This window comes from Xenorhabdus sp. XBWT, assembly GCF_059072735.1.
The window spans coordinates 4,306,507-4,321,989 of record NZ_CM180990.1 but is presented as its reverse complement, the minus strand read 5'-3'; the positions used below and the strand labels follow the sequence as shown (position 1 = coordinate 4,321,989).

General features: G+C 44.5%; 13 protein-coding genes. 6 read left to right on the top strand and 7 right to left on the bottom strand.

Annotated features, from left to right (window positions below):
* The first annotated feature begins 653 nt into the window (after positions 1-653).
* The 5 genes from rpmH to mnmE all read left to right on the top strand — a co-directional run bounded on the left by rpmH (position 654) and on the right by mnmE (position 4,672).
* Positions 654-794, top strand: coding sequence for a 50S ribosomal protein L34 (gene rpmH, locus AC5JQI_RS19120; RefSeq protein ID WP_012990648.1), 141 nt, complete (start codon positions 654-656; stop codon positions 792-794).
* Positions 795-812: 18 nt separating this feature from the next.
* Positions 813-1,172 (top strand): ribonuclease P protein component, encoded by a 360-nt coding sequence (rnpA, locus tag AC5JQI_RS19115; protein WP_237386018.1) that lies wholly within the window; start codon positions 813-815, stop codon positions 1,170-1,172.
* Entirely contained in the window at positions 1,136-1,393 is a 258-nt protein-coding gene (yidD, locus tag AC5JQI_RS19110) for a membrane protein insertion efficiency factor YidD (RefSeq protein WP_237386017.1), read from the top strand. The genes rnpA and yidD overlap by 37 nt, the downstream gene beginning before the upstream one ends.
* 2 nt (positions 1,394-1,395) lie before the next feature.
* Complete coding sequence (yidC, locus tag AC5JQI_RS19105; protein WP_493913290.1) at positions 1,396-3,009, top strand: membrane protein insertase YidC; 1,614 nt, start codon at positions 1,396-1,398, stop codon at positions 3,007-3,009.
* 298 nt (positions 3,010-3,307) lie between these two features.
* The gene (gene mnmE, locus AC5JQI_RS19100) at positions 3,308-4,672 is read left to right on the top strand and encodes a tRNA uridine-5-carboxymethylaminomethyl(34) synthesis GTPase MnmE (protein WP_493913289.1); all 1,365 of its coding nucleotides are present in this window, start codon (positions 3,308-3,310) and stop codon (positions 4,670-4,672) included.
* 64 nt (positions 4,673-4,736) lie between these two features.
* On the opposite strand, the gene AC5JQI_RS19095 is transcribed toward mnmE, so the two are convergent.
* The 4 genes from AC5JQI_RS19095 to AC5JQI_RS19080 form a co-directional block, all read right to left on the bottom strand.
* Positions 4,737-5,567, bottom strand: coding sequence for an energy transducer TonB (locus AC5JQI_RS19095; RefSeq protein WP_493913288.1), 831 nt, complete (start codon positions 5,565-5,567; stop codon positions 4,737-4,739).
* A 20-nt stretch (positions 5,568-5,587) separates the two neighbouring features.
* Positions 5,588-8,548, bottom strand: a complete 2,961-nt coding sequence (locus AC5JQI_RS19090) for a TonB-dependent receptor domain-containing protein (RefSeq protein WP_493913287.1) — start codon at positions 8,546-8,548, stop codon at positions 5,588-5,590.
* A gap of 61 nt (positions 8,549-8,609) precedes the next feature.
* Entirely contained in the window at positions 8,610-10,085 is a 1,476-nt protein-coding gene (locus tag AC5JQI_RS19085) for a surface lipoprotein assembly modifier (protein WP_493913286.1), read from the bottom strand.
* Positions 10,086-10,174: 89 nt separating this feature from the next.
* Complete coding sequence (locus AC5JQI_RS19080; RefSeq protein WP_493913285.1) at positions 10,175-10,915, bottom strand: Slam-dependent surface lipoprotein; 741 nt, start codon at positions 10,913-10,915, stop codon at positions 10,175-10,177.
* Positions 10,916-11,217: 302 nt separating this feature from the next.
* Here AC5JQI_RS19080 and AC5JQI_RS19075 point away from each other — a divergent pair, with 302 nt between their 5' ends.
* On the top strand, positions 11,218-11,982 hold the full coding sequence (locus tag AC5JQI_RS19075; RefSeq protein WP_493913284.1) for a transferase: 765 nt from the start codon (positions 11,218-11,220) through the stop codon (positions 11,980-11,982).
* Here the strand turns inward: AC5JQI_RS19075 and AC5JQI_RS19070 are convergent.
* The 3 genes from AC5JQI_RS19070 to fdhD form a co-directional block, all read right to left on the bottom strand.
* Complete coding sequence (locus AC5JQI_RS19070; protein ID WP_493913283.1) at positions 11,979-13,460, bottom strand: porin family protein; 1,482 nt, start codon at positions 13,458-13,460, stop codon at positions 11,979-11,981. The genes AC5JQI_RS19075 and AC5JQI_RS19070 overlap by 4 nt on opposite strands.
* A gap of 177 nt (positions 13,461-13,637) precedes the next feature.
* Positions 13,638-14,345, bottom strand: a complete 708-nt coding sequence (locus tag AC5JQI_RS19065) for a Slam-dependent surface lipoprotein (protein WP_493913282.1) — start codon at positions 14,343-14,345, stop codon at positions 13,638-13,640.
* Positions 14,346-14,599: 254 nt separating this feature from the next.
* Complete coding sequence (gene fdhD / locus AC5JQI_RS19060) at positions 14,600-15,430, bottom strand: formate dehydrogenase accessory sulfurtransferase FdhD (protein WP_493913281.1); 831 nt, start codon at positions 15,428-15,430, stop codon at positions 14,600-14,602.
* Positions 15,431-15,483: the final 53 nt, after the last annotated feature.

Here is a 15,483-nt window from a genome sequence, read left to right as displayed (position 1 = left end):
CACTCCCCAATGCTGAGGAAGATAGCATGTACCTTGTGGCGATTTTTAATATCATCGCTCCCCAACGATCCGCATATAGAAAGACCGGGATCGTGATCAACGATCATAACGCAAAAGACGACATAGATCCTCATTCTTTTACACAGCTTTGACGCTTTTTATCCACAGGGAGATAACCACACTTTGGTACTTGCAGGATATAAAGGCCCGTAAGAGATAATGTAGTGTAATCATGATATATAGCAAACTCCATTTAGCTACTGTTTAAAATTTAACAAAAAAACAATACCCTGATCGCATATTCATGTGCGACGATCTGTGTATGATCCTTGCGCTTTATTGTGCAGTCCGTATAATCTTGCACCCTGCGTGTTATACCAACGATTTTTCCGGTTATGTCTGGTGAGGATTTGGGATAAGCGCTTCGGGTAGCAAAAAGTCTGGTCATGTCTGATTGTGAAGTTAATAATCTGGCAGGAAAGCGATAAGGCTCGCGTCATCTTGGATTGACTAAGGGTAGTACATTTTATTACAATCCTGCCTCTTTCTATATATTGATGTTGCGATTGAGGCATCGGTGTCTACTTATTTCTCACTGGTCGCCAACGCATTTGCTGAATCAGTAACAAATTTTAAGTTAGGTAGAAATCGCTATGAAACGCACTTTTCAACCATCCGTACTGAAACGTAACCGTACTCACGGCTTCCGCTCACGTATGGCCACTAAAAATGGTCGTCAGGTTCTGGCTCGCCGTCGTGCGAAAGGCCGTACTCGTCTGACCGTTTCTAAGTAATAAAGCTAACCATACCTCGTGGTTAAGCTCGCTTTTCCGAGGGAGTTACGTTTGTTAACTCCCGAGCATTTCACTTATGTTTTCCAGCAGCCACAACGGGCAAGCTCCGCAGAGATAACTATCCTTGGGCGCTTGAATGAGCTGGGGCATCCCCGCATCGGTTTAACCATCGCCAAAAAAAATGTTAAACGCGCCCATGAGCGTAATCGTATCAAACGACTGGCTCGTGAAAGTTTTCGTTTAAACCAACATAAATTGCCATCAATGGATTTTGTTATTTTGGTGAGGAAAGGGGTCGCTGAGCTTGATAACCGTGAGCTAACGGAAGCTTTAGGCAAATTATGGCGTCGTCACTGTCGCTTGGCTCGCGCCTGCTGATTGCTTTGATCAGGGGTTACCAGTTGGTGATTAGTCCACTGCTGGGACCCCGTTGTCGTTTCAACCCTACCTGTTCTCATTATGGCATTGAGGCATTGCGTAGGTTTGGAATGATAAAAGGCAGTTGGTTAACAGTGAAACGCATATTAAAATGCCACCCTTTACATAAAGGTGGAGATGATCCTGTCCCACCTAAAAACGACGATAACAGAGAACATTAACGATGGATTCGCAACGCAATCTTCTTCTCATCGCTTTGCTGTTTGTTTCGTTCTTGGTCTGGCAAGCGTGGGAAAATGATAAGAACCCACAACCAACTGCACAGATCACGCAGCAAACAAATACGCTGAGTCGTGAAGCAAGCACTGAACAAGGTAAACTGATCACCGTGAAAACGGATGTGCTTTCTTTGCATATCAATACCCGTGGCGGTGATATCGAGGAGGCTGATTTGCTAGCCTATCCTGATACCCTAGGTTCCAATACGCCGTTCAAACTGTTGGAAACAACACCTGAGTTTACTTATCAGGCTCAAAGTGGTTTAACAGGCCTTAATGGTCCTGATAACCAGGCTGAACGTCCATTTTATCACGCCACCCAGAATAGCTTTGTTTTGGCTGATGGTCAGGATGAATTACGTATTCCGATGACTTACACTGCGCCAGATGGCGTTGTTTATGTCAAAACCTTCATTTTGAAACGCGGTAATTATGCTGTTTCTATTGACTACAGCATCAATAACGTTACTGATAAACCCCTGCAAATGGCGTTTTTTGGTCAGTTGAAGCAGAGCGTTGATTTGCCGAAACACCGTGATACTGGCAGTAGCAACTTTGCTCTGCATACTTATCGTGGTGCTGCTTATTCTTCTGATGAAGCAAAATACGAAAAATACAAATTTGATGAAATTGAAAGTAAGGCGCTTTCCGTAACCACCAAAGGTGGCTGGGTAGCGATGCTTCAGCAATATTTCGCCACTGCTTGGGTGCCGGGTGAAGGCAAAACCAGCAATTTCTACACCATTGACCTGAAAAACCAAAAAATGGCGATCATCGGGTACAAGGGTGAAAACATCAATATCGCACCAAACAGCCAGCAGAATATCTCTTCTACCCTGTGGGTTGGTCCTGAAATTCAGGACAAAATGGCAGCGGTTGCACCACATCTGGATCTGACTGTCGATTACGGTTGGTTGTGGTTTATTTCCCAACCACTGTTCAAATTACTGAAATTCCTGCACGAATATATCGGTAACTGGGGCTTCTCCATCATTGCGATCACCTTCATCGTGCGCGGTATCATGTATCCGCTGACTAAGGCGCAATACACCTCAATGGCGAAAATGCGTCTGTTGCAGCCAAAAATCACGGCGATGCGTGAGCGTTTTGGTGATGATCGACAGCGCATGAGTCAGGAAATGATGGCGCTGTACAAAACAGAGAAAGTAAACCCGCTGGGCGGCTGTTTGCCTCTGGTGATTCAGATGCCAATCTTCCTTGCGTTGTACTACATGCTGATGGGTTCTGTTGAACTGCGCCACGCACCATTCATCGGCTGGATTAATGACTTGTCTGCGCAAGATCCATACTACATCCTGCCATTGCTGATGGGTGTGACCATGTTTGTTATCCAGAAACTGTCACCAACTACCGTGACTGACCCGATGCAGCAGAAGATCATGACCTACATGCCAGTCGTGTTTACCGTTTTCTTCCTGTGGTTCCCATCTGGTCTGGTGCTGTACTACATCGTGAGTAACTTGGTTACCATTATCCAGCAGCAGGTAATTTTCCGCAGTCTGGAAAAACGCGGTTTACATACTCGCGAGAAAAAATAGATCTTTTAAAAATCTGTTTTTTAAATATACCCATTGGATTTCAAGATGCAGCGCGACGGCAAGGGAATGACAAATTCGTCGGGAACGAATTTGCCCAGCCAAAGGCTGGCCTCCGGTGAAAGGCAGGAGCCTTTCATTAATCCCCTGGAGCATAGATAACTATGTGACCGGGGTGAGTGAGCGCAGCCAACAAAGCTGCAACTTGAAAGACGACAGGTATAGAAGCAGAAGATATAAGTGGAAGGCGGTCATTGGCCGCCTTTGTTATTTCAGTTCATAGGTAAAAAGAGAGAATTTCATGAATACCACCGATACGATAGTCGCTCAGGCTACTCCTCCGGGACGAGGCGGTGTAGGCATCCTGCGTATTTCTGGCCGGAAAGCGGCAGAAGTTGCTGAGGTGGTATTGGGGAAACTCCCGAAACCCCGTTATGCCGATTACCTGCCTTTCCGTGATGTAGATGGTTCCGTACTTGATCAAGGTATTGCACTTTATTTCCCTGGCCCTAACTCTTTTACGGGAGAAGATGTGCTGGAACTGCAAGGGCACGGTGGGCCGGTTATTCTCGACTTATTGTTAAAACGTATTCTGACGATTTCTGGTGTGCGCATTGCCAATCCGGGGGAATTCTCGGAGCGTGCATTTCTGAATGATAAACTGGATTTGGCACAGGCTGAAGCCATTGCGGATTTGATTGACGCCAGTTCTGAGCAGGCTGCGCGTTCCGCGATGAATTCCCTGCAAGGAACATTCTCCAATCAAGTCCACCAAATGGTGGAAGCACTCACTAATTTGCGGATTTATGTTGAAGCGGCGATTGATTTTCCCGATGAAGAAATTGATTTCCTTTCTGATGGCAAGATTGAAGCTAAACTGGATGAGGTGATTGCTGAACTGGAGAGCGTCCGTTCACAGGCGCATCAGGGCAGCTTGTTGCGCGAAGGCATGAAAGTGGTGATTGCCGGGCGTCCTAATGCCGGTAAATCCAGCCTGCTCAATGCACTGGCAGGTCGTGAGGCTGCGATTGTTACTGATATCGCGGGAACAACGCGTGATGTCCTGCGTGAACACATTCATATCGATGGAATGCCGCTACATGTGATTGATACAGCGGGGTTGCGTGAAGCAAGTGATGAAGTAGAGCGTATTGGCATTGAGCGGGCGTGGCAGGAAATCGAACAGGCGGATCGGGTGTTGTTTATGGTGGACAGCACGACGACGAATGCAGTTGAACCCGCCCAAATCTGGCCTGAATTTATGGCTAAGTTGTCAGCTTCCCTCCCAGTTACCGTTATTCGCAATAAGACAGATATGACAGGAGAAGAAACGGGTGTATCGGAAATCAGTGGTTACACATTAGTTCGCCTTTCTGCCCGTGATGGAAAAGGTATTGATTTGTTGCGAGATCATCTGAAAGAAACGATGGGTTTCAACAGTAATACCGAGGGCGGTTTTCTGGCCCGTCGTCGTCACTTGCAGGCGTTGAATACAGCGGCAGAGCATTTACAGGAAGGCCACCAGCAGTTGATTTTTGCCCGTTCAGGAGAATTATTGGCAGAAGAACTGCGGCTGGCACAGCAGGTATTGAGTGAAATCACGGGTGAATTTACCTCTGATGATTTGCTCGGCCGGATTTTTTCGAGTTTTTGTATTGGAAAATAAGAAAACTTATTTTTCCAGAGACAAAACCCCAGAAACATATTTATCTATGTTTCTGGGTGCTGATTTAATCTGTGTTATTCAATGTAAAATCGAGTGCCACTGTCATTTCTGGTTTCATGCTTGAAGGTCTGACACCAACCGAACGGGCACGATTAATGGCATTCAGTGCTTCATTATCCAATGCGTTGTTGCCAGATGATTGAGCGATTCTGGCCGCAGTGATTGAACCATCATTCAGCAGGGTAAAATGGACGGTAACCGTACCTTCTTGTCTCATTCTCTTTGCCTTGCGGGGATAACGTTTATGGCGTTCAATTTCCTGCCGTAACCTTGCATTATAATTATCCATTTTACTATTTCCTTGTCCCACCAAAGGCTGTGAAGTTGCCGCTCGGCTCATACTTCCTTGTGAATTAATCTGATTGCTACCGTTGGTTTCCTTTTCTGTGTGATTGTCTTTCTGTACCTGCGGTGATGGCGCGGGTTTCTTTTCTGCCATTTCCTGTGGTTTTTCTTTCTGCTGTTTTTTATGTTTTTTGGGTTTGCTGGATTCCGGCGGCTTTTCTACCTTGTTTTCAGGATGAACCGCTTTATCCAGCACGATTTTGGGTGTTGTCAGTGATTCAGGTACCATTAAAAGCGGTGGAGGAGGAGAGACAGGCTCCGGTTCACTCTCCCATGATGGGGCTGCGATCATCGTTATGGATAGCTCCATGGCCGGAGCGTTGTTGGTGATGTGATGGGCAGCATCATCGTCATACGAAGTATGTCGGTTAAACAGCCATATCAGACTGATATGCAATAAAATGGCAATCAGAATACCTACCAGCAAGCCCTTTTGTGATGTCAGGGGGAAATGCGAAGCTGGATTATCGAATATGGCTGCGTTGGTCATTCTATCCTCCTTCCTAGCCTCTAAAATTGGCTGGTCAGACTGAGTTTAAAGGTTCTTCCCGGCGCTGGCATCATCGAACGTGTCAGAGGGTCGAGATAATAGCGATTGGTTAAGTTTGTGCCAATTAGCTCCACAGATGTGTCTGGGGTGATTTGGTAGCTGATATAGGCATCAACCGTAAACACCGGATTCCAGCGCATCGGGTTGTTGGACTGGCCTTTATAAACATCCGGTAAGGCATTCATCAGCCATTTTTCATCTTTGTTTTCTGCCTTGCTGTGATAGAGCATCCGGCTGCCCAGCTCCAGTTTTTCGTCAAGCAGGCGACCGCCGATGGTCAGGTTAGCCGAGTATTGGGGCTGGATGGAGGTACGCAGATAACCATTGGGAAAACCGCCATCAATACATTCAGGGATGTTATAGCGATTCTGGGAGTCCCTTTTCAGGGAGGAATTCTTGTCGCACACCTTGTTCTTCATATTGTAGGTTAGCCCAATATCGGTAAAGAAACTGCCGTTGTCATAACGTGCCTGTAATTCCAGACCCGCCAGTTTCTGTTTATCCATTTGGGAGAAATGATAGGAGTTGTTCCTGTCGAATACATTTTCAATCAGGGTATTGTAATAAGAAAATTTGATATCAGCGTGGCGCTCTGCATCAACTAACTGGCTGAAATCATAAACTAAGCCGACTTCAGTGGTTTTGGCACGTTCAGGCTTCACTTGTTGACCGATTCGGTTATCCGGGATACCTGAAAAACCGATGGTATCTTCAAAAATGCTGGGCATTCTTACAGCTTCGGCATAGCGGGTATAGAGCCGGAAATTGTCCGTCACATAGGCGGTGGCAGAGAATGAAGGCGCCCAAGCATGTCCCTTGCGTTTTGGCGGTGTTTCCCAAGGGTCATCAACATTAGAACCTCGTATATTATTATCAGCATCGATCTTTGTACCATATTCATATTTATAGGCTTCTTTGCCACTAATTGGATCGATAACCTTTTCATTCATATTCAGTTGACCATTGAAATAGGGGTTATCGTTTTTATTGAGAACGCTTTTTTGGGGATCATAAAGCCAATCGAATTCTCTCAGAACCATATAGCGTCGTTGCCCATCACGAACAGGAACATCGTTTGTTGATAAGCCTATTTCTTTCAATTTATTGGTTAATGCTACGCGTTCTTTCCGGCTCGGTTTTCCATGCAGTCTTTTATTGAGATAATCAGATTCTTCTGCTGTCGGCGTCCGGTAATAGCTCATTTTATGTCCGGTGATTTCCGGCAGTTTTTGATAGCGACTGTCTTTTGCTGCACGTCGTTCTCTGAGCAGATCATCTTGAGACCAGTAGGAGACACGTTTAGCTCCCGCACCGAGTGCCAGCCATGAAGTCGGACGCCAGTCAAAATTAAAGGCGAGATTCATTTCCTGCCGCTGCCCTTTTCGCGATGGTGACTGGAAAAAATAGATATTTGAGGTTGTGTAATCATCATTGGAATCAAGACGTTCCCGTTGAAAATTGCCTATTAAGGTCAGATCCAGACTGGGGTGTAAAGAAAATGTATTGGAGAGATCGATACCCCAACGGTTGTTTTGGCTATGAGTCACAGCAGAATTGATCAATGTACCATCAATGTTGTTGCTCCTGCTCCTGACTGCTTCTCCTTTTTCCCAGTTCCAGTCTCTATCGGTAGGGGTACGGGGATATCCCCCCGCTGTATTGGTATTGCTGGTAGTGCGGGTTGTCCACAGATTTACGTCGAAATCGATATAAGGGTTGTCTGAGGGCTGCCATTTATAACTCAGGTTGGCCGCTTGCTGACGGACGTTAGCAAGCGGCCATTGGGGGACTTTATTTTCTTCGGGTTTAACCCAGCCCAAACGTGAGGGCATAATATCGCCAAACTCCATGCGGGTATGGCGAAAACCCAATAACAACACTTGATCATCATTGAAGCGCCAACTGTTTTTGATTAATACAGAGCGCATTTCACTGGAGGTATTGGGCACTTCATTACCGGGGCGATAAATACGGGCAGCAAATGGCAGATAAGGGTCCAGTGTTGTCAGGGAATTTTTCATCAGTGCCCTGTCATTTTCCGTAATGGCGTCATCATAACGATGAGCCCCTCCTTTACCAGCAAAATAGTTACCCTGACGACGGTAAGCATAGGCCAGCATCAAATCAAAAGATTCCTGCCGTGTACCTACTGCGAAGCGGAATGCGTTATCTTTGAAACCAAAAAGTTTATTGTCTTTTGATGAGTGTGGGGTGATCTGTAAAGCGGGATCAGTCTCAACACCATTTTGGATAAAATTCGGGATATCGCGGTAATCCTGCCCCAATGCCAGATAAGGCGTCCGCTCTTTTACTGAATTACTGCTGGTTTCCAGTTTGGTATTGATGCCGAAGGTTTCCCCTTTTGGTACTACATCATCAATGCCTAATGTTTTGATAGAGACCGCACCGCCGACAGAACCTTTGATTCCACGGCTCAGTGAAGGGCCTTTTTCGATTTCAATACTGCTGATTAAGTTTGGATCTATATAGCTGCGGCTATTGGCACCGTGATAGCCCCGTCCTACCGTCATCGCTTGTTCTGTACCATCAATCGTGACGGGAATGCGTCCCTGTCCTTGAACACCACGAATATTGATATCCAGTGCGCTACTATTGCGGGCATCGCCGCTGTATACACCAACGGCACCTTTAATTAAGTCGGCGGGAGATGAGCCTTTGTAGCGTTCTATCTCTTTTTTGCCGATATAAATATTAGAGATATCTTTGTCATAGACGGCATCATATCCGGCCTCATCTTTATCACTGGTATCGGTGACACTAATTTTACCTAAATCTGTCTTATTGTTTGAGGATGTGGCGGTCGATTTAGATTCGGCAAACAAGGGAGATGTTGCCAGTGAGAATGCCAGTGATAGCGCTATTGTGATGGGGGTTAGTTGGGTTTTGACTCGGTATACCATTGTTATCCCTGCCTCGATTTTCGGTTATCATCACGCAAATAAAAAAATCATAACTTTTTGATTAAAAATACTTTTCCAGCCTAATCAGCACTTCGTTTTTGTTATAGCTATATAACCAATTCACATTACTGTGATTGCGTCGGTGGCGGAAAGTAAGAGAAGGCGTCATGCCCAGTATTTCAGCAGCGGGCACTTTGATAACCGCTGTGTAAATCTGTTCAGTATCTTGGCGTGTGGCTTTCAGCATTGGATTGTAGGCACCGAAGCGTCGTTCTTTCAGCGTGGCAAACAGTGAGCCAGTAATACCGGGATAGAGTTGCCCGGCAATTCCAGCGCGAAGACCCCATTGTTGATAGCGATCTATGGGATATTGATCATTACCCCGATAGAGCCAGTCGCCGCCGCCAAACAGGGCAAAATCTTTATTAATGGAGTGGGATAAAGTCAGGTAACTTGAGGTAAATCCGCCATCTTTTCGACGGAAACGCTGTTGATGGCGTAGCTGTTTATGTTCAAGTTCAACATTCAGTGATGTTTGGGAAGTGAATGCCCATCTCCACTCTGTTTTGGCACCCATAGCACGATAACCAGCGTCATCCGCTCGCTGTTTATATTCAAACAAGGGTCCGAATGAGAAATCATGCCGCTTGTTTTTATAATTGTAACCACCTGTCAGCAGAAAAGTATCTTCATTCTCATCGTGGAAATTGCGGTAGTTTTCGCCATAAATCAGCCCCCGACCAAAAATACCGTGATGACCAGAAAGTTGGTAACGTCGGTTTAATGTTGCGTCATAAGATATGCCCCATGCTTTGACGGCTTTAGGTATCTGGCCTAGATAGATAAGTTTCGTTTTGGGATCATAAGACTGATAAATAATGTCCTGATCGGGAGACATATTCACATTATCGTTATAGGCATAACCGGCTGAAAAAGAACCGCGCCAACTGTTTCTCAGGTCTATTGCTTCCAGATAGCTGTTAATGTTTTTTGAGACAGCTTCTGGTAATTGCTGATTTTCACTCAATTCTAAAAACAGTTGTTCGGATTCCCGATTTTTATGATCTTCAAAATAGATACGAGCCAGTTCTAGTTTAATGCGGGGAAAGTCGGGTTGTTGATTCAGGATTTGTTGATAATGATAGGTTGCGAGATCTAAATCACCTTCAAGGCGGGCCAGCCCGCCTTGGGCAAAATTCACCAGCATAACGTCATGTCCCGGCAATTTTAGGTAAGCGGCGAGAAAGCGTCTGACATCCGGCCATTGCCGGTGGTTAATGGCAAGGAATAATGCCTGACCGATATCGTTAATATTGTTTCCGACTTGGAATGTTTTCCCGTTAAGCACAATGTATGAAGAGTTATATTCAACAAAAACGGGATCTGGTGTAATCAGACGGTTTTCGTTTTCCTGTTGGTTATGTTGTGCTTCCTGCCAGATTTTACGGGTAATATCTTCATCGGCATAAGCGGGCAGAGAGAGGCAAAGTGCCATCAGTGCCGTTGATAATATGGGTATTATTTTCTTGTCAGACATCGGGAAACCAGATCACAAGGCTCGTGTTAATAAGAAATAAAAACAGAGAACAGCGCCAAAAGTAGCACTGTTCTCTGAAAAATTACTGTTTACTGTTTAGAACCACCGAAAGCGGTATCCTTGGAGTGGTCACCTTCAAATGTGGCATGCCCAGCCAGACTGGAAGCATCGTTTCCGAAGAAATGGCCTTCCGTTGTTCCGGCAAGATTGCCAATGTTTGCATCACCCTCAAATTTGGCATCAGCATAGATATCGGCATCGATATTTATTGTCATCATGTTATTTGCCATAGAGCCAATTAGGGTTTTGTCACCAAAGTCTGCGGTAAATGTACCGGACAGGGCATTGTTACCGCTGTACTGGTTAACGCCTTTCACGGTATAGGTTGCTGTGCCGTCGGTTGGTATATTGGTAGTAATATCCTTGCCCGCATAATAAACGGTGTGGGTAGGATCTGATGCGTTACCGGTTGCTGACCATTCACCGAAGTAAACATCTGCATTGGCAACTTTGCTGAAATGGAATACGCCCATACCGCCGTGAGAGCCGGGTGCTCCTGCCATTGAGATGTTATGGATGCCATTGCTGTCTGCTGGGGCCATGCGTGTCAGTCCGGCAAAACCGATGAGTCTGCCTTCCCCAATTGTACTGACTCCAATGCCCGGTTCACCGATTGCCCCGCCGTGTGAATTTGAACCTTTTTCAGTTGCACCAACAATAATATGTGGTGTTGTGTTTTTCTGACTCTGACCAAATCCTACTGCTGCCTGAGCCTGTGCCATAAATCCCAACGCTGCTACAGCGGCGACTAATACATTTAACTTTTTCATCACTATCCTCATTTGGAATGGGGGATCCCTCGTTACCCTGTCTTAAAAACGGCCTGATTTATTGCGCGAAAAAAAAGTACACCTTTTAAATGATAATGTAAATGATAATTATTACCATTTGTTATAGTGATTGTGGGGTTTATTGGCAGGACTTAGTTTTTAATTCGTTGAATAATTTGCTTTTATATTATTTTTGAAAAGTGGAGGTTAATCTACATTTTTGCTAAAAATGTGATGCAAGTAGATTTAATCACCCAATATTATTGTGTTATATCTGAATCAAGGTTCATGGGAGATGTATTATGGAAGTAAAAATTATTATCCAGTCTGCTGAAGAGAGAACAGATTTAGAAGAAGCAGTAAGTCATTTAATCGGGGCAAATTGGCCTGAGTTTATGAATTATGATGCAGTAGCTGAACAATATTGGGATAAATTATATGAGCCGGGTTTCAGCTGTTTTCAAAAATTCGCGATTTTACAACAAGGGCAAGAAGAACGTCTGGTTGGTATGTTGAATTCCGTGCCTTTTCCCTGGGAGCATCATTCATTAGAACAACTGCCTGATGAAGGTTGGGATGCTGTGTTACATGCTGGTGGGGAAGCGAAGGGTAAGCAGAAAGCCAATATGCTGTCAGCATTGTCCGTGACGGTTGATCCCGGATTTCGAGGTCAAAACATTCCTGGTTTATTAATTAATGGATTAAAACAAACTGCCCGTGATGAAGGATTAGAAGGGCTGGTTGTTCCCGTCAGACCCAGTTTGAAAAGCAAATATCCCTTGCAAGATTTTGTTGAGTATTGTGGCTGGAAAAATGAAAAAGGTGAGCCATTTGACCCATGGCTCCGTACCCATTGCCGTTTGGGCGCAAAAATCATCAAACCCGCCCTGCGCTCCATGGAAATTTACGGTACTCTGGAACAATGGCAGGAGTGGGCAGGCATGAAATTTCCACAAAGCGGGGAGTATATTATTCCGGGTGGTTTAGTGCCGCTGGTGGTGGATGCCGAGAAACAGATGGCTTATTACATTGAACCTAATCTGTGGGTGTTCCATAGCCTTGACTAAAAATATTTCTCCACTTGTATCCGTACTTCATTTTTATTATAGCTGTATAACCAACTCACATTGCTGTGATTGTGCCGATGAATGAAAGTTAAAGAGGGTGTCATACCCATAATTTTAGTGGCAGGAAATTTAATGGAAGCAGTGTATATTTGCTCACTTTCCCGCCGTTTGGCACCTAATAATGCGTTGTAGGCCGCGAAATGTTGTTTTTTCAATGAAATAAACAGTGAACCATTTATGCCGGAATAGAGCTGTCCTGCTATGCCTGCATTCACTCCCCATTGTTGATACCGGGCCGCTGGTTGTGAATTGTCCCGATAGACCCAGCTGCTACCGCCAAACAGAATAAATTTGTCGTTGATGGCATGGGACATGCCGAAATAGGATGAGGAAAGTGTCCCGTTTTTCCAGCGATAAAGTTGCTGGTAAGTCAGTCGCTTATGTCTAAGTTCAACGTTGAGGTTGGTTTGGGCGGTGATAGCCCATTGCCATTCTATTTTTGCACCGACAGCGTGGTATTCGGTACTTCCAGCCCGCAGTTTATATTCGAACAGTGGGCCAAAGGATATGTCATGATTCCTGCTTTTATAGTGATAGCCACTGATTAGTTGAAGCGTATTTTCGTTTTCGTTGTGATAATGGCGATAATTTTTACCATGAATCAGGCCACGTCCAAAAATGCCGTGATGCCCGGCGATTTGGTAACGTCGGCTTAACGTAGCACTATAAGTGTTTCCCCATTCTTTAATAGCTTTTGGTATTTCTCTAACAATTATGCACTTTCCTTTTATGGTAAATGTGCAGGTCGGTTCCTGCTCTGAGGACATATTTATATTATCGTCATAACCGTAACTTAATGATAATGAACCATGCCAGCCAGTTCTTGTAGTGATTGTTTTTAGATAATTGTCGATATTTTTCAAAACCATTGCTGGTAACTGATGTTGTTGACTTAATCCGTCAAGCATCTGTTCGGCTTCCCGGTTCTTGTGATCTTCAAAATAAACACGGGCAAGTTCCAGTTTGATGCGTGTGGAATTTGGTTGTTGGCGTAATATTTTTTCATAATAAGAGGCAGAAAGTGCCAAGTTTCCTTCAAGGCGTGCCAGACTGCCTTGGGCAAAATCGACGAGTAACGGATTGTGTTCCGGCAGTTCTTGATAAATCACGACTAAATTCCTGATGTCCCGCCATTGCTGATCGTTTATGGCAAGATACAGTGCTTGACCAATACCCTTAGGACTACTTTCAATCTTAAGGATTTGCCCATGATTCACGGCTGATGAAGTACCTCTATTTTTGGAAATAATATCTGGTATCTTCAAATCGGCTTTATTTTTCTTCTGATTATCTTTTTGGTTGTACTGCGTTTTCTGCCAGATTTTGTCGCTAATGTCTTCATTGGGATAAACTGCCAAGGGAATAAATGAAGTCAGCAGTGTTGTGAGTAATACCGAAACTTTTCTCTTGTCAGTCATGGCAGCACCTGATTAAAAGTCCCTTATTTATTAGGGGCAAATAGTTGAAGGTAAGTAGTTGAAGGTAAATAGTGGGGGTAAATCCCAATACAAGATGTAATAAACAGGGCAAAGAAGATGGAGAGCCGAAGAAAATAACAGTGCCAGAAATGGCACTGTTATCTGGAAAATGAGTAATTACTGTTTAGTACCGCCGAAAGCGGTATCTTTGCTTCTGTCACTATCAAATTTGGTATATCCCGCCACAGAGGAGGCTGAATCACCATAGAATTTCCCATCAGTGATGCCTTTAATACTGTTATTGGCTGTAGCATTGCCTGAAAATTCGGCATTATCATTGATGTTGGCATTGATACCTATTTTGAGTGAATCATTGCTCAATGAACCCTCTAATTTTTTGGTATCAAAGTTTGCGACAAGTTGACCGTTGAGGAGATTGTTACCGTTATATTGGCTGAGGCCTTTCACCGAATAGGTCGCAGTACCCGAGTTTGGCATATTGGTTGTGACATCTTTACCGATATAAAAAACAGTATGTGTGATATCCGATTTATCGGGAGTGGTTTGTGCCCATTCACCAAAGTAAACGTCTGCATTGGGAACCTGACCGATATCGATATACTGGTTTTCGATATTCCAATTATCCTCTAGTTTGTAACGATAGATGCCATTATCATCAAGTGTGGCCAATTCTTTCAATTCAGAGGCCGTGTAGAGGCTATCAGGCAAGAGAGAGATACCAATGCCGGGTTCGCCATTTTTATCACCGAGCTGTATATGTGGATTTGTTTCTGTTTGGCTTATGCCATATCCAACTGCTGCCTGAGCCTGTGTTATCCATCCCGAAATGCCTAATATAGTGATTAATATGTTAATTTTTTTCATTGTTAGCCTCACGGAGTTAAGGAGTGTTTTATTTCCTTATCGGGAATGCGATCCTAACTTTTTGGGTAAAAAAAACGTGTAATTGAAAAAAATTACCCCTGATAATTTATAATGTAAATTATCAGTAACTTTTCGTTTATCTTTTATTGATTGAATTATGATCACATCGAGGGATGGGCTAACTTTTTTAAAGTTGAGGATTTTTGGTTTTAAAGTTGAGTAAAAATGAGTCTGTAGGTGCTTCAGCGCTTCAATTAATCGGTTATCCGTTGAGGATGAGTATATATTGTTGCCCGTCCCGGTTTGCAAAATCCGATAAGTGTCAGGTTACATTTTTGTGCGATTTCGATGGCAAGTGAGGTGGCAGCGGAAACAGCAAACAAAATTTCCACGCCACAATTGGCCGATTTTTGCACCATTTCGTAACTGGCCCGGCTGGAAACCAGAACAGCGCCTTGCTGCCAGCCTGTTTTTGCCCGCATTCCCAGCAATTTATCCAGCGCAACGTGGCGGCCTACATCCTCGCATCCACCGAGTAAATTTCCTTCAGGGGAGATCCAGCCAGCCGCATGAGTACAACCAGTCAGCGCACCGATTTCTTGTAGGCGAGGTAATTGGGCAAGAGCTGAATCAAGGTGAGAAAGTGAAAATGTCTGGGTGAAAGGTAGGGGAGTAATCGGACGAAAAACGTCGGCCAGTTGTTCGGTGCCACAGATACCACAGCCAGTTCTTCCCGCCATATTGCGTCGGTGCTCTTTCAATGCAACAAAACGGCGGCTCGACAGTTCAATGTGCAGCTCAATTCCGCTGTGGCAGCTGATCATTGAATCAATGCCACGAATTTCCTGCGGGGAAGTGATAATTCCTTCTGATAATGAAAAACCGATGGCGAAATGTTCTAAATCTTTCGGGCTGGTCATCATCACGACATGGGAAATACCGTTATAAACTAGGGCGACAGGCACTTCCTCGGCCACCCAGTCCGGTTTGGAACTACTCAGGTGATTTTTTTGTTTTACATTGATGCGGAAAGTACCACAGATACCTTCAATGGCTAACTCATTTTCTGGCTTAGTATCATCCATTAGTGAATTCCCCGACAGATTAATTCATAATGCTGTTTGTGTGGACTATTTGT

Bases quoted from the DNA above. Each gene is read 5' to 3' on its own strand.
- fdhD (WP_493913281.1), bottom strand. From the start codon at position 15,430: ATGGATGATACTAAGCCAGAAAATGAGTTAGCCATTGAAGGTATCTGT.
- AC5JQI_RS19085 (WP_493913286.1), bottom strand. From the start codon at position 10,085: ATGTCTGACAAGAAAATAATACCCATATTATCAACGGCACTGATGGCA.
- AC5JQI_RS19095 (WP_493913288.1), bottom strand. From the start codon at position 5,567: ATGACCAACGCAGCCATATTCGATAATCCAGCTTCGCATTTCCCCCTG.
- AC5JQI_RS19080 (WP_493913285.1), bottom strand. From the start codon at position 10,915: ATGAAAAAGTTAAATGTATTAGTCGCCGCTGTAGCAGCGTTGGGATTT.
- mnmE (WP_493913289.1), top strand. From the start codon at position 3,308: ATGAATACCACCGATACGATAGTCGCTCAGGCTACTCCTCCGGGACGA.
- AC5JQI_RS19070 (WP_493913283.1), bottom strand. From the start codon at position 13,460: ATGACTGACAAGAGAAAAGTTTCGGTATTACTCACAACACTGCTGACT.
- yidD (WP_237386017.1), top strand. From the start codon at position 1,136: ATGGCGTCGTCACTGTCGCTTGGCTCGCGCCTGCTGATTGCTTTGATC.
- AC5JQI_RS19090 (WP_493913287.1), bottom strand. From the start codon at position 8,548: ATGGTATACCGAGTCAAAACCCAACTAACCCCCATCACAATAGCGCTA.
- yidC (WP_493913290.1), top strand. From the start codon at position 1,396: ATGGATTCGCAACGCAATCTTCTTCTCATCGCTTTGCTGTTTGTTTCG.
- AC5JQI_RS19065 (WP_493913282.1), bottom strand. From the start codon at position 14,345: ATGAAAAAAATTAACATATTAATCACTATATTAGGCATTTCGGGATGG.
- AC5JQI_RS19075 (WP_493913284.1), top strand. From the start codon at position 11,218: ATGGAAGTAAAAATTATTATCCAGTCTGCTGAAGAGAGAACAGATTTA.
- rpmH (WP_012990648.1), top strand. From the start codon at position 654: ATGAAACGCACTTTTCAACCATCCGTACTGAAACGTAACCGTACTCAC.